Consider the following 18,828-nt stretch of genomic DNA (forward strand, 5'->3'; position numbering starts at 1 on the left):
TTCCCCTCTAGATCAGATCGATGAATTTCTTCTTGAATTTAAACATCAAAGCACAGCCGATCGCAAACAAGATCAATACGACGCCCCAAAAATACAAAGTTAAAAGGGGATGATCAAAGACGCTCTGCCCATAGAAGATCGCATCGCGATAGCCTTGTATGATATAGTAAACCGGATTGAGTTTCATGATGGAATTCAAAATATGGGCAAAGGGCACGCTCGACGAAAAAGAGCATTCCCAGATCACCGGCGAAAAATACATGAACATTCGAATCAGACTGGTCACCAGTTTCTTGATATCGCGCCACAACATCGTTAACACCGAAAGGATCAAAGATACGCTTTCAGAAAAGGCGAAAGCACAAAACATATAATACAAGATCCACAGCCAATTTATATTCGGCGTATACCCGCAAAGAAACAAGGTGACGAACATGATCACCAACATACAGCCGTGATTGAACAATTCTTTACAGACAATCGTAGCCGGCAAAACCGAAACAGGAAACTTCATCTTCGTGATCACGCCGGTCTTGGAAAAGATCGCACTGCATCCTTTTTGAATACAAGGCTGAATGAACCACCAGATCGCATATCCCACCACCAGCCAGGGAAGATAAGGAACAGAGATCCCTTTGACTTCGATCGGTTTACGATCCCAAGCCACCCCAAAGATCAGCCAGTAAGTAAAAACCTGGATCGCCGGGGATGCGAAATTCCAAAAGATCCCGAATTTTGAATCCCGCATGTCCGCCAGCAATTCATATTTGGAGATCGAGTAGATCCGAAACAGATTGGACAAGTTTTCACGAATCACATACTGTATACTTTTAAACATAGATTTTCCTCGTTTTTCATTGTATTCTATATCAAAAATTAAGTAAAGGGCCTGCCGCTGGCAGACCCCGGTTGCGCATCCTATCTCCTTTCCGATCTAAGAATAGAACGCAAAGATAACGAAATCATGACTCTTCTTCGTCAGATACTTCTTTAGTTTCTTCTTCTGGATCCAACAGCTCTTCGCTCTCGTCTCCATCCTCATCGATTGCGATCGAATCGGTATCCATCACACTTTCCGAATAGGTATGACGGCTTCTCAGATCCCAGCTGTTTCCGGGCATCGAGAAGAAACGCCCGTCAATAGACAGATCGGTATAAAACTGCGCAATATTGTCATCAAACTGACTTTCATTGAACCCCATCGCATGAGATACGCGTGTCCAGAGTTCAATAAACGGCATTGCGTCATTGCCTTCTTTTAAAAACTCATAGGCAACATCGGTCATTGACTGTTTCATAAAACTTAAATCTCCTTTAAAACTCTTACATCGATTCAACGGCTTCTACGCCAATACAATCTAAAGCATTCGCCAAGACGATCTGTGTCGCTTTCACAAGCGCTAAACGCTGGCCGGACAGATCCGGATCCTGCGGATCGATCACCTTGCAGGCGTTATAGAAACTGTGAAAACGCCCGGCAAGATCTTGAATGTAATGACAGACTTTGTGAACTTGTCTTGTGCGTGCACTTTCGATGATCACTTTATTGAATTCCTGCAGTCCCTTCATCAGCTCGATCTCTTTTTCATGATTTAAACGATCAAAGTGGCCGGCAATTGCCAAATCTTTCGCCTGTTTCTGGATCGAACACATACGAGCATGAGCATATTGAGCATAATAGACAGGATTTTCATTGGATTTCTTTTTAGCGAGTTCGACATCAAAGTCCAAATGCGAATCCAAAGCCCGCTGTACAAAGAAATACCGTGCAGCATCCACGCCAACACTTTCGACCAATTCCGAGATCGTCGTCGCATTGCCCAAACGTTTGGACATTTTGACTTCTTCTCCGTTAGAGACCAATCGAACCATCTGAATGATATCCACTTCCAGCTTGTTTGGATCGTTGCCCAATGCCTGCATACTGGCTTTTAGACGAGGAATATATCCATGATGATCGGCTCCAAAGAAATCGACCAACTGATCAAAACCGCGCTGATATTTATCGTTGTGATAAGCGATATCCGGAACCAGATATGTATACGATCCGTCACTTTTTTGAAGTACGCGGTCTTTATCATCTCCAAATTTTGTTGTGGCAAACCACAAAGCACCTTCATTTTGATACGTATAACCTTCTTTTTCCAGGATCTGTAAAGCTTCTTCCACTTTACCGGCATCCCGGATGGCCTGCTCGCTGGACCAGACATCAAATTCGACACGATATTCATGAAGATCTTCTTTGATCTTATCAAGTTCAAAGGCAATCCCTTCTTTACGGAAGAATGCCAGATTTTCCGGTGTCGGTTCCAAATATTCATTCGGGTATTGTTGAGCAAGCTCAAATCCTTTTTGGCGAACATCTTCTCCCAAATATCCATCTTGTCCGATTTCGGTCTCTATGCCATGAGCCTGACGATAACGGGCATTCAATGATAAGGCCAGATTGGTAATCTGATTGCCGGCATCGTTGACATAATACTCTCTTGTCACATCATAACCGGCTTTTTTTAAGATGCGGGCACAGCTGTCACCCCAGGCTGCTCCGCGGGCATGTCCTAAATGCAAAGAGCCTGTCGGATTGGCGCTGACATATTCCAGATCGACTTTGATTCCGTTTGAAGGCTGAGTTCCAAACTTTTCTTTTTTCTCTAATACTTCTTCAATGACTTTCGTATATCGTTTGCTTGATAGAGTAAAGTTGATGAATCCAGGTCCTGCGATCTCTACCGAAGAAACATCTTCCTGTTCAAAATTTTCCAAGATTTTTTCAGCAATCTGACGCGGATTTTGTTTTAGGATCCTTGTCAACTGCATGGCGGCATTCGTTGAATAGTCTCCATGCCCTTTTTGTTTTGGTGTTTCGATCACGATCTGATCCAAATCTCTCTGGATCCCAAAAGCCTTTTCAATGCTTGAGGCAATGGCCTGTTTCAATTCAATTTCAATGGAATGCATAGTTGGCCCCCTTTATTTCTAGACGAAAATGAAAGTGTTCGATCTGTTCTTCCATTTTCAATGTATATTGCACTTCGATAGAACGTTCATTTATTGTATATAGACTCGTCTCACAATGCAAGCGGATTTCTCCATACTCGGTTTGAATCTTTGCCTGCGTCGGTTTCCCTTGTTGACAGATCAGATGGACATGGACTTCTCCTTGACTATCGATGATCAATATATCTTCATAGACTTTCCATACATACTGGCCAAATTCCCAATGAACACCCTTAGGCCGGTCAATGGAATTGGCATTTCCAGAAAAGATGACTTGATCGTTTTGAAGATCCAACAGACGAATTTGAACCATAGCGCAGAAAATATATCATAAAAATACAAAAATGCAAAGAAAAAGAAAAAGACGAAAGAACTTGTCTTTCGCCTAATCGTTCTAATCCAGCGGTTTTTGATAAAAACGTCCGTAAAAATTAGCCGTATGATATGTATTGATGATCACATTCGGATCGGTCTTGCGAATATGATAAATCACATCTTGTACTTCGTATGTGCTGACGACTGCCTTGCAGACGAAGATCTTGCTGTGGCTGTAACCGCCATATCCTTCAAAGATACTCATGCCGTGATGACAAGTTTCCATAAACGTCTCAATAATCGGTTCGGGATCTTTGGTCATGATCTCCAATGTGATCTGTTTATATCGCTGATAAAGACTGGAGACAGCTTTGGTGGATAAGAACTGGAATACAATGGAATATCCGGCATAGACCCAGCCAAAAATCGCTCCGAAGATGATCAACATGATGCAGTTGCAAGCAAAAATATAATCCCATATTCCTTTATGGATCTTATTGGATACATATTGCGCAATAAAGTCTGTTCCCCCGGTAGATCCTCCGGCACGCAAAGCCATCGCTATCGAGAATCCCCAGAGCAATCCCCCAAACAGAACATTCAAAGTCTGATCATCAAAGAAGGGTTCAAAATGTAAGATTTCCAAGAAAAGAGAAACAAGGCCAAACTGCAGACAGCTCAAAAACGTAAACCGCTTCGAGAGCTGTTTATAGCACAAGATCGCGGCCGGCAGATTCAAAAGAATGATCCCTACCGAGACGGGAAAATCAAATCCCACTAACGCTGTGATGCGGCTGATCAAAATCGAGATTCCTGTAAATCCCCCAGACAACAAATTACATGGATCCATAAAGACCTGCATGATATACGATTGGATCAAAGCACTGGCGATGATCAGGATTACAGAAATCACAAGATGAATTTTCTGGTTTTTTTCGAGTTCATGAATCTGTCGTATCATAATCGTTCTCCAAATCCTTTATTAGACTAGCCTTTTTGATTCTAAAATTCAACTATATGTTCACAATTTTAAGATATTTTTCTAGTTTTGTTTACAATTGAAAATCATTTGTCATCAACGTTTGTATTTCACGCCCCACCAGATCTTCTTCGTTCGTATAGGAAGAGACGATCATGGCTTTTTCTTTCGCCTTCCCTGTTCCGTTGCGAGCACAGATACTGACTCCAGCTCTTTCAAAAACTTCCAGATCATTATCCGCATCTCCAAACGCAAGACAAGAAGACAGCGGCAAGCCGAGAACTTCCGCCACATATTCTAAAGTCGCTCCCTTATGGATTCTGTGATCCATCCATTCAAACATACAATCATCCGTTTGAATGCCCCGACAATCCGGCAATGATAACATTTTGGCTCTTTGAACAAGCATATCCATCTTTTCAGGATCACAATAGATCATCAGTTTTAAGATGGGATGACTTTGGCAATACGCAAAGAAGTCTACGACTTCTTCGTTTTCTTTGCATCGATGCGTATAAGCCAGAGATTGCGGTGTCGAACGATTGACATACCGTGTCGTATTTTCTAGCACTTGAAAACAGATGTCCAAATCTTGATGATGATCTATGATCGTTTGAATTGTTTTTTGTTCTAAAGGATGAAAAACTTGAAGCTTCTTTGTGGAAAGATCCAAAAAAGAACCGCCGTTCATCCCGATGATAAAAGAGACATAAGAATCGAGTTCCATCTTCCGCAAGCGTTCTGCCACTTGTTTTACCGGTCGTCCGGTCACGATTCCAAATGGAATTTTATAACAGGAAAGAGCTTTGATTTTTTCTTGATTGAATCTGGAAATATTTTTTTGATCGTTAAATAAAGTGCCGTCCAAATCGCTGATGATCCATTGTATCTTTTTCATTGCAGTGCTTCCTTTGCGAAATAAAATCTCTTTTTTGTCGTGTTGGGCATTTTTAATAATGCTTTAACAATTTCTGAACAAGAAGATAAAGGTTCCAGTTTGGATTTCGAATTCAATATCCATATCGTTGTGTTTTCATCGGATTCCTGATAAGGAAGATATGCCTTGGATTGCGATATTTCTTCAATTGTATAGATTGCCGGATCCAGCCCGATGTCTTGCAGTTTATCTTTGATTTTTTGTTCCTGATCCCATTCAGGATCTTCGATCCATCCAAACAGATGGCGATCCAAGATACGACATGCCAGATCTCTTAAGAGCGGATCTGAACAACGAAGAGCTTCCTGGAACCCGACCATCAATCGATATTCATCCATCAAGATAAAATCTTCATTGGACAATCTCTTTTGTTTCAAAGGTTCAAAGATCGGAATCGATACTTTTTCTTGTTTTAAATAATGCACAAAAAATATCCGTATCAGGTTTTCGTAACTCTTGGCATCCGGATGCAGATAAACTTGCCAGTACATATGATATCTTGCCATGATGTAGTCTTCGATCGAATGCATGCCGCTTTCTTTTACACAGAGTTTGCCTTCATGGACACGAAGGGTCCGCAACACTCTCTCTAAGTCAAACGTTCCATAGCTTGTTCCCGTCTCATAAGCATCGCGAAGCAAGAAGTCCATCCGGTCCGCATCCAGCTGCGAAGAGATGATCTGCGATAAAATAGCCTTAGGATGCGTATGATTGATAATTCCCGCCACTCGTTTGGGAAGTTGAGAATCGACCTTGACCAAAGCTTGATGTACTTGTGTTTTTGGATCCAAGATCAAAGAAGTTGTCATCTGCTCATGCGGAATCTGGGTGATCGTTTCAAAAAAATGTGAAAATGGTCCGTGTCCAAGATCATGCAGTAAAGCGGCACAGAGAACTTCGATCTTTTCTTCTTCATTCAACGCTTGGGATAAGCTTTGAACTTCAAAAATCATTCGTCGGGTAATCTCATAAACCCCTAAACTATGGGAAAAACGGGAATGTTCCGCAGTATGATAGACTTGAAAATCGCCTCCCAGCTGATGGATGCGATGAAGCCGTTGAAACTCACGGGCATTGATGCATTCCCAGATCACCTGATCATTCACATGGATGTATCCATGGATCGGATCTCTCAAAACTTTGGTTTCATCTGTTTTTTGAGCCATAGCCACTCCTTCTGTAAAGTTTGGACCAGTCCACGGTCCGCTTCAAAAAAATCATAATCATAAATATGTTCCGGCGTTGTCCAAATCAGATTGGAATGTGCCGTGCTCTTTACGGGTTTTTCTTTAGAAGAACATACAAAACACGTCAGTCTGATTTCTTTTTCATTTTGTATATCTACACTGTGATCCAAATAATATAACTGATCCAAGTCGATCTGCAGCTCTTCTCTGAACTCGCGAACCAAGGCTTCTTCTCTAGTTTCTCCAGCTTCTACTTTTCCGCCGGGAAACTCATATTTTCCTATGGAATCTCCGGTAGAACGTCTGGCGATCAAACATTTCTCATCTTGGATCAAAACACCGCAAACGACATCAATTATCTTCATCCAGTTTTTCCTCTTTTACAACCTCAAATAAAGTTTGAGCATTTTGTTTTGAAACTTGTTTTTGGATATCGGTCACTTTGACTTCTAAGATGCGGTATCCAAAACGAATGCGGATATCGTCACCAATTTGAATCTCTGTACTTGGTTTGGCAATCCGATCATTGACCCAGATTCGCTGCTGCAAAGCCAATTCCTTGGCCGCTTCCCTACGTTTGAGGATCCGCGCTGTTTTTAAGAATTTATCGAGTCGCATAAGAATTTCTCCTTTAGTGTCATTAATGTTTGATTCAAAAGATCTTTTTTCTTTTTCTTTGGAATCCGTATCTGTATCTTTTTATTTTTTAGAGCCAGATCGATCGTTCGACTGATCTCGTTGATTGTTTCAAATAAAGAAACGCCGTCACATGTGGATGAAAACTGTTCATCAAAGGTCAAAACATAGACTTTATCTTCTTCTTTTAAACTTTCGACTCCCTTTTGATTGACAAAGAGATCAAAACGTTTTTGTTCAAAGATCTGTCGTACATCACCAGGGATCTTTCCAAAGAGATCGTTGATTCGCTCTTGATAAGCTTCCAGATCTTCATATCGATCGATGGATTTGATCTTCTGATAAATCGATAATTTATCGCCGTCATTTTCGGTAAAGTTTTCTGGAATATGCCCTTGGAATCCTATGTTTGCTCTCTTGGTCAATTCTGGTTTTTGAACTTCTCCTTTATGACGGGCAATCGCATTGCCTAACATTTCCAAATAGAGATCTAGTCCGACTTGATCGATAAAACCGGCTTGTTGCGGTCCTAAGAGATCACCAGCCCCTCGAATGGTCAAATCCCGCATGGCAATCTTATAACCGCTTCCCAGCCGAGTGAATTCTTTGATGGATTTCAAACGCTTCTGTGCCGTTTCTGTCAATTCTTTATCCGGCTGGATCATCAAATAACAATATGCGATCTTTTCTCTTCGACCAACGCGCCCACGAATCTGATAGAGCTGAGACAATCCGAACCGATCGGCATTTTCAATAATGATAGTATTCGCATTGGCAATATCCAAACCGGTTTCGATGATCGTTGTACAAACCAAGATTTGAAATTTTCCCTGGGCAAAGGCCAGCATCGTATCTTCAATGGTTTCTTTTTCCATTTTTCCATGAGCAACGCCCACTTTGGCATCTGGAAATTGTGCCTGCAGCTGATTGGCGATGATATAGATCTGTTCCACACGATTATATAAATAGAAAACTTGTCCTTCCCGTGCCAGTTCTCGAGAAATGATCTCTTTGATCACACTGCCGCGCTTTTCCATGATATAAGTCTGGATCGGATGTCTTCTTGCCGGCGGAGTATTGAGTTGGGAAATCGTACGAACTCCGATCAACGACATCTGCAAAGTTCGCGGTATCGGTGTGGCACTCAAAGAAAGTACATCGATCGTATTCTTCATCTCTTTGATCTTTTCTTTATGTTCCACTCCAAAACGCTGTTCTTCATCGATGATCAAGAATCCCAAATCTTTATAGGTGAAAGCCGAATTCAACAAGCGATGGGTTCCAATAACGATATCGATGCGCCCCGCTTTGAGATCCTTTTGGATCTGATGGATCTCGCGGTCTGAAACAAAACGGTTGACTAACGCAATATTAGCTCCCGTATCGGCAAACCGCTGTTGGACAGTTTGATAGTGCTGCATGCTTAAAATCGTTGTAGGGCATAAAAAGGCCACTTGTTTCCCGCTGGAAATGGCTTTAAAAGCACAACGCATCGCAACTTCCGTTTTTCCAAAACCGACATCTCCACATAAGAGATGATCCATTGGTTTTGGTTTTTCCATTTCTTTTTTGATCTCAGCAGTGGCTCTGAGCTGATCTGGCGTCGATTCATACAAAAAGGCATCTTCAAATTCTTTTTGAAGGGCATCATCTGGTGGGAAGGCATATCCAATATCTTCATTTCGCAGTGAATAGAGCTCCACCAAACGTGCCGCGATCTCTTCGACTTTTTGTGACACTTTTTCTTTGGTCTTTTTCCAGGCACTGCTTCCCAAACTAGAAAGCTGGATCCCCGCTCCTTCTTTTGAAATGTATTTTCGTACCAGTTGAAACTGTGATAAAGGAACATAAAGTTCATCATTGTTTCGATATAATATATAGAGATAATCTAATTTTTTTCCCTGGTTTTCTCTTGTGACGATTCCGCAATACTGACCAATTCCGTATTGTTCGTGAACGACATAATCTCCCTTTTCCAACTCCATCACATCTTCGATGATCTTTCCTTCTTTAAAGGTCTTTTGGTATCGACGATGAATATGATTTTGAACAAAGAGTTCTCTAGCAGTCACAACTTGAATATCCTGTAAGAGAAAGCCTTCATAAAACTCTGGTTCAATGGCTTCATAAGAAAGATCGATCGCATTATCTTCTAAACATCCTTTGACCTTTTGAAGTTCTTTTTCTTCCAGGGCAAAATAAATCTTCTTTTTTCGATCCAAACTTTGAATTTGCATCAAAAGAGGCTGTACGGCTTTTTCCAGACTTTGGAAAGAAGTCATCGCAAAACCCGAATGAGCAAATTCATGAAAGGAAATTGTCTTTCTTCCTGTTTTCAGTCGCTCCAGATCCCAAAAAAGTGTATATTTTGGCAAAGACAGATGATCTTGCACTCGTTCCTGGACATAGGCAATGTTATCTTCATTCAGCTTTTTTAAAGCTCTTTGAACTTCTTCAATGGAACTAAAATAGATGGTTCCTTCCAAATAATCCATCAAAGAATACGTCTTTGTATAAGGAAAATAAAAATATAGAATGTTTTCGGGTTCATAATTTTCCAGATATCGCAAATCGGCTTCAATATGATCTTGAAGCATTTCTTGATCTTGGACATCTTTGAGCCGACTTTTTTCTTTTTTTAAAGAAATCAAGACATTTTCTTTGATTTCTTGAATCTGCTCATCGCAGAATAAAAGATCAGTGGCCGGCGAAATATGAATCTCGGATACTCTTTGTATCGTTCGCTGTGTCGTCTCATCGAAGAAACGTATTGATTCGATCTGGGTATCAAAAAATTCGATTCGAACCGGATGTTCATATTCCAAAGAAAAAATGTCGATGATCCCTCCCCGGGCAGCAAAAGTACAAGGACGGTCAACGTAATTCAAACGAGTATATCCGATGCGAACTAGTTTTTCTTTTAAAGTATGAAGATCCATCTCTTGATCGATTTTCAGATCCATACAGTTGGATTTGAAAAAAACCGGGTCTGGCAAATAGCGCGTAAAAGAAGCCGTTGAACAAATCAAGAGAAACGGCTTTTTTCTTTCTACGATCTGAGTTAAAGCATAGATCATCTCATTTTTGTCTTCGGGAGAGCTTGCGATAGCTTGAACTCGCAAGCTTTCTTCCATGACAAAAAGCAGCACATCCTCCAACATCAAAGAAATGCGGCGATAGAGCTGGCTGGCTTCATATTGTTTTTTCTTTACAACGACCATCGTCTTTTTTGTCTTTAAAAAAGTAGCCGTCAACATCAAAGCTTCTTCCATCAAAGACAAAGAACCTATCGATTTATGCGGTTCGATACAGTTCTGGACCAGATCTTCTTTTTGTAGTCGTTCTAAGATCTCGATATTCAAAATAACTCCTTCTTATTTTTTATTATACTGATTCATGGTATCCATAAAAGAGTGTGTCAAAGAATAATAAGCAGCTTGAGCACTCTGTTCAACAGCTTCTTTTAAGGGTTCTTTTTCATCGTCCTGAAATTGTCCTAGTACCCAGTGGATCATATCGATCTGCGGATTTTTTCCAACCCCTACACGAATACGATCAAATTCATTCGTAAAGATGCATTGAATGATACTTTTGATTCCATTATGGCCTCCTGCACTGCCCTTTTGGCGCAGTCGGATCTTTCCAACCGGAAGATCCACATCATCATAAATCACTAGAACATCATGTGTACTGATCTTATAAAAATCCATGCATTGACGCAAAGCAAAGCCGCTGTTATTCATAAAAGTTGTAGGTTTCAATAAGATCACATCTTCATTTTGAATCTTTGTTTTGGCAAAATAAGCCGAGAATTTTTCTTGATCGAAACTGACTTTACAAAGATCCGCCAATCGATCCATTACCATAAATCCAGCATTGTGTCTTGTATTTTCATATTTTCTTCCAGGATTTCCTAATCCGATACATACTTTCATTTTCTGGTTCCTTTCAAAAAAAACGGGAAAACTTCCCGTTTTTATTCTACTTCTTTTCCTGGAGAATATAAGATGCACAAATGACGTTGTGATCCTTCTCCTTTGGATTGTGTCGAAATATTTTCCATATTGGCTAAAGCATTGTGAATCGCTTTACGTTCATCAGCCGGCATTGGATCCAGCGAGGCATCGATCTTTGTACGGCGCACATCTTTAGCAACACGGATGGCCATACGAGTGATCTTTTCATAACGATCTTCTTTGTAGCCATTGACATCGATCAAAACACCGACACGCTTTTTGAATTCTGCACTGGCTGCTGCCTTGACCAAACGATTGAAAGACTGCAAAGACTTGCCGCCTTTACCGATCATGATACCATTATTTGAAGTATCTACCGTGATGCGATAAAAACCGTGATCATTTTCAAGCGTTACAGTTCCGTCCAGCTGCGCGTTGTCAAAATATTGTTGGATGTAGGAAATCAAGAAGTTTTCAACATCTTTTTCGCAATAGACTTCGATTTCTACAGATTTACCGACACCTAAAAATCCGCTTTTTTCTTCTACGATCGTATAGTGAAGCTCTTCCACGGACACTCCTTTATCTTGAGCTGCTTTCTTTAAAGCTTCATCCAATGTTTTTTCTGTATAGTGTTTGAATTCCATGCTCGTTTCCTCCTCTTACGACGCTTTTTTCTGCTTTACGATCATAGAGTGTAAGAAAACACTGAAGCACATTCTCGTCAAAGAAGAAACTAACCAATAGAATGCCATGGCGATTGGCCAGGAAATGTAAAGAATCGCAATAAGACCAGTTGAGAAATACATTGTTGTATTCATACTGTTCATGGCATTATTTTTTGTATCCAAATATTCTTTTTTCTTCACATGATCAATCTTATCCTGACGTTTCTTTAAAATTTGCGGCATCTTCAAAGAAACCAAAGAACAGATAATCATCAAAACATAAATGATGATATATGCAATTTCAAGATGTTGGAAACCATATAAAGGAGTCTGCGACAAGCTGATTCCCATAAAACTTCCCAACACAACGCTGCTGGCGCGCGTCATCGCATAGTACACACCCATCATGATCGGCAACTGGATCAAAGTCACCAAGAGCGTACCAAATGGATGAATATCATATTTCTGATATAGCTTCTGTGTTTCTTGAGCCATCATCAAACGCGAATGGTCATCGGTTTTCCCTGCATATTTATTTTGGATTCGCTGCATTTCCGGTTGAATTTCCTGCATGCGCTGCGAGGACATCTGTGATTTCTTAGTGAATAAGAAAACAACGCCCTGAATCAAAATTGTTGTCAGGATGATTCCCCATCCGGCATCGGTAAAAGATGCGATGATATTGATCAATTGTGCCAAAGGCCATACGATCAACCCTGTAAACCAGCCTGAGGAGAACGCTTCTCCAAAAGTCATGGGTTCAATCGTGATCAAATCATTGTCATCATATTTCGCATATTCTTCTTTCAGATCCTCATTTTCAATATCGGTTACGTTGACAAGATCTTTTCTGATTTCTACTTTTTCTGAAGAAATGATCTGATCGACTTTTAGCTTTCCATCCGTAGCACGGGGACTGGAACAAGCCGTACATGTCAACAACACAAACAGACAAAGAAACAAGATCTTCATCTTTCCTTTTAATAGATTGGCCATGTTTTACCTCTTCATTTTCTTTTCTATCCGAACTTTGTTGGTCGCAAGTTCTTTTTCATTTTGCGCAAAATCTTGCAGGTGGTAGCGAGGACGAACAATAATGATCAGATCGTATTCTTCGTTAAAACTAAAAAGGTGATCGACCATAGAACGGACTTGCCGTTTTACTTTATTTCGGCAAACGGCATTTCCTAATTTTTTTCCTACACTGATTCCTACACGAGCATGTTCTTCTTTTCGTTTCTGAAAATAACAGACGAAACTGTTCGAAGCAACCGACTTCTTTTGTCCAATGATCGCAGAGAATTCATAATTTTTACAAACTCGAAACGGCTTTTTCATGAAATCCTCCCATCAAGACAAAAAAATCACCAAGGTTGGTGATTTCTAAGCGGATAGTACCTTTCTTCCCTTTGCTCTTCTACGAGCCAGTACGTTACGTCCACCAACGGTTGCCATACGAGCACGGAAACCATGAGTTTTTTGGTGTTTTCTCTTACTTGGCTGATATGTTCTCTTCATTTTTGAGTCACCCCACAGTCTTCAAATTTACCTTGTTTTCAAATAAGATTGCTTGACAATTATAACAAGCCCCTTTATTCAAGTCAACCAATTAATCGCTTGAATTTCGCTTTTTTAACATTTCATACGCTTTTTGAGCCGGTTTAAATAAAAGTTTATTGACTGGTAAATCAAATTCTCCAATAAATTCATTCACAACAGGATTGAAATTCGATTTATAGACAGAAAGACCATCTTTCAACGTTCCTTCGACTCCCCCCATCGTCACATAGTCATATCCATGTTCAAATGCATAAGAGAACTGAGTCATATACGTTAAATATTGAGGACGGAAGGTTCGAAAATCTTCATTCATGCCCGCATATAACATTTCTACTGTTTTTCCATAGCCGATCATCAAACCTCCGGCAATTACTTGAGGTCCCTGATATTTATCCAAAATCTCTTTCATGGAATCTAATTCTTGTTGCGCTTGTTGAATTTCCTGATTTGCTTTTTTGCGTGCCTTATTTCCCAATTCTTCTGAATCGAGCTTCTCTTGATTATTTTTTATTGTCTCTTCAAGTTCAGATTTGCGATCTTGCGGATCCACACTTGCTAAAAATAAATAAGTTGTGTCCGGATAAGTTTCCATTAACAATTTAAAATATTCTTCATTTCTTAACTGCACATTTTTTCTTTGTTCAGTCATATGCATGACTTTCGCAAACTCATCCAATCCAGACCGGTCAACTAAATCAACATGTACATGTTTTCGTATGGCCACATTTTTACTGCGTAAAGTGGAACGCGGAACATGATGATCCATATCATCATTTTTACGAACTCCCATATGGAAACGAGCTTGTGCTGTTTCCGCAATATATGTTGTAAATCCATGATGGAAGGCACCGACAGATTGAATATTATCAAGAATCTTCATCGATTCCGGATCCATTTCCGGTTGCTCTGTTCCAAAATCATAATCACGCATATGGATTTCCGGATCAAATTTAATAAATAAACAATGTCTCTTCTTGGCGATTCTTTTTAATTCTGAAAAATAATACTTTAATAAAGGTTTATTTTTGTAATCCAAAATGGGTCCTCTTGGCAGATAAAACATTGTAAATCCAAAAGGTAAAGATTTAATCAGAACCAAACCGGCCGCAACCAGTTGATGATTTTCATCATAGACCCCTGTATGAAGGTGGTCCCAATTTTTTTTGACATCCGCCCATTGATAACTTTGGAGAAGGTTACAATAAGGATGATTTTCCACAAATTTGTTATAATCTTCTTTTTGGATATTGATCTCAAAATGATAAATACTCATAGATCAAAGCCCCCTTTTTTCCCTAGTATTGTATCAAACCAAAAAGAAATCTCAATCTTTTTATCCCCATTTCTCTTTGAATTTAAATAGGGGGAAAACTTATTGATTTAAACTTTCCATTATGATTTTTTCCCCGCTTTCTTTTGTTTTATCCCCTATTTATTCCCTTTGAAAATCCATTATTTTCAAAAGGCTGGGGAAAAATTATTAAAACCCCTATTTCATCGATAAATATAAGATTAAAACAAAGAGGATATCATTCAGTTTTCCCCATCGTTTTTCCCCAATCTTTTAAGTTTTCCACATTGGGGAAAAGTTTGTTTTTAAAATTGTGGAAAACTATTCAATTTTTTGGGGATAATTATGAGTTTTCCCCATTTTTTCAAATTCTCTTATACCTTATAATTCATAAATAATTCGTGTATAATACTTTTGCGTAAGGGAGGAGATATCAATGGAACCGCATGCTTATCCTGATCTTTGGCAACGGACTTTATCTTTGATCCAAAAATCCCATTATTATGACAAAGAAACATTCGATTCCTGGATCTCAAAAACAGAACTGTTTAAAATTGAAAATGGTAAGGCTTATATCATCTATCCAACGATGATCACTTTGAATATTTTAAATACTAGCGAAGGGATTCAATTGATCCAATCGACCTTGCAGGAAATATTAAATGAAAGTGTATCAGTTCAGTTTATTTCAAAACAAGATGCCAAAAAACTGATCCCTGAAGTACAGCTTCAAACACGCACGGCCAATTTAATGAAGACCGACTTTAATGAAGACTATACTTTTGAGAATTTTATTGAAGGTAACTCCAACGCCGAAGCTTATGCAGCTTGTTTATCGTGTTGTACCCAGAAAAATCATCTATTTAACCCGATCATGATATACGGAAATTCCGGATTGGGAAAAACGCACTTGTTACATGCGATTGGAAATTACTTAAAAAAGGAAAAACCAGAAACAAAAGTCTTTTATTCTTACAGTGGAGATCTGGTATCTATTTTATTAGATGCGATGAAAGCCCGAAGCGTGCACGGAAATGCCGTTGAACTGGTCAAATCTCAACTGGTTGAAAACGATTATTTTTTGATCGATGATATTCAAAATCTGCAGTCTTCTTCCAGTCAGGAAGTATTTTTTACAGTTTATAATGAATTGATTCGCAGAAATGCGCAAATCGTGATCACTTCCGATACGCATCCTTCAGAATTAAAAAATCTTCCCAATCGTCTGGTTTCTCGTTTCTCATCCGGATTGGCTGTCAATATCGTCAAACCAGAATTCGATACCAGCAAAGCTATTTTAAAGAAAAAACTGGAAGGAAATGAAGAGGCTTGTTTGATCGATGAAGATGTTTTAGATTATCTGGCAAATAAATTCAGTAACGATGTTCGCAATCTGGAAGGAAGCTTGAATAAGCTGATCTTCAATGCGACTTTAGAAAATCCGGAAATCATCGATTTAGATTTTGCCCAAAGGATCTTGATGAAAGAACCGATTGTTTCGGAAAGATCAGAATTGACGATCAAGAAGATCAAAAAGGCTGTTACACGGTTTTACGGATTGACTTACAGTGATATTGAGGGAAAATCACGGCAAAAAAAGTTAATGAACGCCAGACAAGTCTTCATCTATCTCAGTCGTGAACTGTTGCATAAAGCTTATGTTTCGATTGGACAAGAACTGGGAAACCGCGATCATACAACGATCTCCAGCTCGTATGAAAGAGCGCAGATGCTGATCAAGACGGATCCGAATTTTAAAACGGCAGTGGAAAAGATCAAAACACTCTTAGAAAAGAATTAGTTTTCCTCACTTTTCCCCCATCAATCCCCAGTAAAAAAAACAATGAAAAGATGGATATTTTTAGATCTATTTTAATATTTATCCACAAATCCACAGGTTATTATTATTACTTATAAAGAAAATATTATAAAAAGGAGTTGTCATTATGCATTTTTCTATTGATCGAAAATTTTTGTATGAAAAGTTAAGCCTTGTTTCTCGAGCTATCAGTTCATTTAGTCCGATTCCTGCTCTATCGGGAATTTGTATTCAGGTAGATGCCAATCAAATTATTTTGACCGGAAGCAATTCCAACATTTCCATTCGTACAACGATCTTATCTGGTGAACTCAATCAATTACAGATCCACGAAACGGGTTCTATTGTAATTGAAGCGAAATATTTATTAGAAATTGTCCGAAAACTGGATTGCACGATGATTGAAATGGAATGCATCGATCACTCTCTTGTGCGTTTATCCAGTGTCAATGGTCAGTTCCAGCTCAATGGGATCCAGGCGCAAGAATATCCTTCGATTGATTTTTCGGCCCCTTCTTATTCTTTTACTATGAAAGCTAAAGATTTAAAGGAATGTGTTGCTCAGACATCTTTTGCTTGTTCGGACAAAGATCAAAGACCTGTTTTGACTGGTGTAAATTTCCATGCCCGTCAAGGTATTTTATACTGCAGTGCTACGGATTCATATCGATTGGCCAGAAAAGTTCTCTCATTTGATGATCTGCACGATTTTAATATTACGATCCCTTCTAAAAGCCTGATTGAAGTTACTCGCAGTCTGGAAGAAGATGATATGGATATTCAAATCTTTGTCGATCATAAGAAAGCTCAATTCTTATTGGATAAAACAATCATCCAGACACGTTTGATCGATGGAACTTTCCCGGATGTAGAACGCATCATTCCAAAGGAAAGTGTGGCTGTGATGGAAGTCAGTGCCACGGAATTAGATAGTGTAATCGATCGTACAAACTTTATTCGAAATGAAAAGATCCACCAAATCAAATTGGAATGTACTCCAGAGATTTGCCGCATTAAGACAAGTTCAGTCGAAATTGGAAACTCGGATGAAATTTTGACTGATTGTACTTATACCGGACAGGACCTGACTTTGTCTTGTAATGGAAGTTATATGTTGGATGCGATTCGTGCTCTCCATGGAGAAAAGGTCAAACTGGAATTTTCTGGTTATATGAAACCAATTCGTATCTCCAACCCGGAAGATTCTTCCGTTTTGATGATCGTTGTACCTATTCGCAGCTATGACTAAGCAATGGAACATATTTTCTTCGGAAAATGTGTTCTTTTCTTTTAGGGTATAAGCAGTATAATAAGACGTTGGTGAGAGAATGATAAAACGAAAAAAGACCTATATCGAAGCTTTAAGGATCTTGGCAATCTTTCTGGTGCTTTTTCAACATGTCCCGGCGTTTGACTATTATCTTCAAGATACTTCCAATGTCATTGGACATTTGTTTTTTACTCTGATTGCGAAGATCAATGTACCTTTATTTTTGATGATCTCCGGAAGTTTGTTGTTGAATCGCGAAGAAGGATACCGTGAGATTTTTCGAAAACGAATGATCAAAATCATTCTGGCTATTTTGATTTTCAATTTTTTGGTTTATTTGGCAGAAAATCAATTTGTGTTTGATCTGCAAGATTATTGTCTTGGTGTTTTTGAAAATGGTATTGATCGTTCCTACTGGTATCTTTATTCTTATTTAGGCTTTCTGGTTATGATGCCTTTACTGCATCGAATTGCTCAAAAGATGACTAAAAATGATTTTATATTGATCTTGTTTATCCATTTCGTGTTTTCTACGATTGAACCTCTTCTGCAATGGTTTGTTCCTACCTATTTAGGACAAAGTTTTGAATTTACATGGGCATTTCGAATTCCTTTTAGTACCATCAAAGAGATTTTCTATCCTTTGATGGGATATTATATCGATCGTAAGATTCATATCGAATCGATCCACAAAAGAACATTGGCAGGATTGGGATGTCTTTCCTTGCTAGGCATTTTGATTTCCATGTTCTTTACGATATGGATAGGAAACCAGGAAGGATTCAGCGATGAATATTTAGAACTCTTTGATTATGTCAGCGCTTTATCGGCATTTATCTTGATTAAATCTTTCTTTGTACATTATGAAGCTGTTATTCCTGCTTGGATTTCGCAAAAGATCGTATTATTGGGATCAGTTACTTATGGAGTCTATCTTTGGGACCCTTTCTTTCGAAAACTCTTCTTTGATGGATTTGACCAATCTATGATTCCTTGGGTAGGCGGTTTTTTCTCCTCGGTTCTCTGGTGTATTTGCAGCTTTCTTGTCTGCGGGATCCTGGTTCAGTTTCTCAAACGGATCCCTAAAGTGAAAAGTTTGTTTTAGAGCGCATATTTCTGCGTTGGATATCAAATACCATTCATAAATTTAAAAATGTTGCACAGGGCTCATTTAAGAGCCTTTTATTTTGATTTTAAGAAACAGAAAGATCGC

Annotated in this window: 19 protein-coding genes; 3 read left to right on the forward strand and 16 right to left on the reverse strand. The window is 39.1% G+C overall.

What is annotated here, in order from left to right; all coding sequences use genetic code 11:
* Positions 1-7 precede the first annotated feature (7 nt).
* The 16 genes from HNQ43_RS02175 to HNQ43_RS02250 all read right to left on the reverse strand — a co-directional run bounded on the left by HNQ43_RS02175 (position 8) and on the right by HNQ43_RS02250 (position 14,508).
* Positions 8-838, reverse strand: coding sequence for an ABC transporter permease (locus tag HNQ43_RS02175; protein WP_183374336.1), 831 nt, complete (start codon positions 836-838; stop codon positions 8-10).
* Positions 839-962: 124 nt separating this feature from the next.
* The gene (gene rpoE, locus HNQ43_RS02180) at positions 963-1,298 is read right to left on the reverse strand and encodes a DNA-directed RNA polymerase subunit delta (RefSeq protein ID WP_183374338.1); all 336 of its coding nucleotides are present in this window, start codon (positions 1,296-1,298) and stop codon (positions 963-965) included.
* Between the two features lie 25 nt (positions 1,299-1,323).
* Positions 1,324-2,958 (reverse strand): arginine--tRNA ligase, encoded by a 1,635-nt coding sequence (gene argS, locus HNQ43_RS02185; protein WP_183374340.1) that lies wholly within the window; start codon positions 2,956-2,958, stop codon positions 1,324-1,326.
* Complete coding sequence (locus HNQ43_RS02190) at positions 2,945-3,310, reverse strand: DUF1934 family protein (protein WP_183374342.1); 366 nt, start codon at positions 3,308-3,310, stop codon at positions 2,945-2,947. The genes argS and HNQ43_RS02190 overlap by 14 nt, the downstream gene beginning before the upstream one ends.
* 81 nt (positions 3,311-3,391) lie before the next feature.
* Positions 3,392-4,273, reverse strand: a complete 882-nt coding sequence (locus HNQ43_RS02195) for a YitT family protein (RefSeq protein ID WP_183374344.1) — start codon at positions 4,271-4,273, stop codon at positions 3,392-3,394.
* A 91-nt stretch (positions 4,274-4,364) separates the two neighbouring features.
* Complete coding sequence (locus HNQ43_RS02200) at positions 4,365-5,189, reverse strand: HAD-IIB family hydrolase (RefSeq protein WP_183374346.1); 825 nt, start codon at positions 5,187-5,189, stop codon at positions 4,365-4,367.
* A complete protein-coding gene (locus tag HNQ43_RS02205) occupies positions 5,186-6,394 on the reverse strand; it encodes an HD domain-containing protein (RefSeq protein WP_183374348.1) in 1,209 nt (402 codons plus the stop codon). Before HNQ43_RS02205 ends, HNQ43_RS02200 begins: the two co-directional genes overlap by 4 nt.
* A complete protein-coding gene (locus HNQ43_RS02210) occupies positions 6,361-6,780 on the reverse strand; it encodes a (deoxy)nucleoside triphosphate pyrophosphohydrolase (protein WP_183374350.1) in 420 nt (139 codons plus the stop codon). The genes HNQ43_RS02205 and HNQ43_RS02210 overlap by 34 nt, the downstream gene beginning before the upstream one ends.
* Entirely contained in the window at positions 6,767-7,033 is a 267-nt protein-coding gene (locus tag HNQ43_RS02215; protein WP_183374352.1) for an RNA-binding S4 domain-containing protein, read from the reverse strand. The genes HNQ43_RS02210 and HNQ43_RS02215 overlap by 14 nt, the downstream gene beginning before the upstream one ends.
* Positions 7,012-10,413: a transcription-repair coupling factor gene (gene mfd / locus HNQ43_RS02220; RefSeq protein ID WP_244957018.1), complete on the reverse strand. Its 3,402-nt coding sequence runs from the start codon at positions 10,411-10,413 to the stop codon at positions 7,012-7,014. The genes HNQ43_RS02215 and mfd overlap by 22 nt, the downstream gene beginning before the upstream one ends.
* Before the next feature lie 12 nt (positions 10,414-10,425).
* Positions 10,426-10,986, reverse strand: a complete 561-nt coding sequence (gene pth / locus HNQ43_RS02225) for an aminoacyl-tRNA hydrolase (RefSeq protein ID WP_183374354.1) — start codon at positions 10,984-10,986, stop codon at positions 10,426-10,428.
* Between the two features lie 41 nt (positions 10,987-11,027).
* Entirely contained in the window at positions 11,028-11,654 is a 627-nt protein-coding gene (locus tag HNQ43_RS02230; protein ID WP_183374356.1) for a Jag family protein, read from the reverse strand.
* A gap of 15 nt (positions 11,655-11,669) precedes the next feature.
* Positions 11,670-12,671 (reverse strand): YidC/Oxa1 family membrane protein insertase, encoded by a 1,002-nt coding sequence (locus HNQ43_RS02235; RefSeq protein ID WP_183374358.1) that lies wholly within the window; start codon positions 12,669-12,671, stop codon positions 11,670-11,672.
* A gap of 3 nt (positions 12,672-12,674) precedes the next feature.
* A complete protein-coding gene (gene rnpA, locus HNQ43_RS02240) occupies positions 12,675-13,013 on the reverse strand; it encodes a ribonuclease P protein component (RefSeq protein ID WP_183374360.1) in 339 nt (112 codons plus the stop codon).
* 45 nt (positions 13,014-13,058) lie between these two features.
* Complete coding sequence (gene rpmH, locus HNQ43_RS02245) at positions 13,059-13,193, reverse strand: 50S ribosomal protein L34 (RefSeq protein ID WP_022790182.1); 135 nt, start codon at positions 13,191-13,193, stop codon at positions 13,059-13,061.
* A gap of 91 nt (positions 13,194-13,284) precedes the next feature.
* Positions 13,285-14,508, reverse strand: coding sequence for a peptidoglycan bridge formation glycyltransferase FemA/FemB family protein (locus tag HNQ43_RS02250; RefSeq protein ID WP_183374362.1), 1,224 nt, complete (start codon positions 14,506-14,508; stop codon positions 13,285-13,287).
* A 454-nt stretch (positions 14,509-14,962) separates the two neighbouring features.
* Between HNQ43_RS02250 and dnaA the strand changes: the two genes are divergently transcribed.
* The 3 genes from dnaA to HNQ43_RS02265 all read left to right on the forward strand — a co-directional run bounded on the left by dnaA (position 14,963) and on the right by HNQ43_RS02265 (position 18,720).
* Positions 14,963-16,327 carry a chromosomal replication initiator protein DnaA gene (gene dnaA, locus HNQ43_RS02255; RefSeq protein ID WP_183374364.1) on the forward strand — a complete coding sequence of 455 codons (1,365 nt, stop codon included), beginning with the start codon at positions 14,963-14,965 and terminating at the stop codon, positions 16,325-16,327.
* 145 nt (positions 16,328-16,472) lie between these two features.
* Entirely contained in the window at positions 16,473-17,594 is a 1,122-nt protein-coding gene (gene dnaN, locus HNQ43_RS02260; protein WP_183374366.1) for a DNA polymerase III subunit beta, read from the forward strand.
* A 79-nt stretch (positions 17,595-17,673) separates the two neighbouring features.
* Positions 17,674-18,720, forward strand: coding sequence for an acyltransferase (locus HNQ43_RS02265; protein WP_183374368.1), 1,047 nt, complete (start codon positions 17,674-17,676; stop codon positions 18,718-18,720).
* Positions 18,721-18,828 lie beyond the last annotated feature (108 nt).

Origin of the sequence: Faecalicoccus acidiformans (assembly GCF_014202635.1) — a bacterium.
GTDB classification, from domain to species: Bacteria; Bacillota_I; Bacilli_A; order Erysipelotrichales; family Erysipelotrichaceae; genus Faecalicoccus; species Faecalicoccus acidiformans.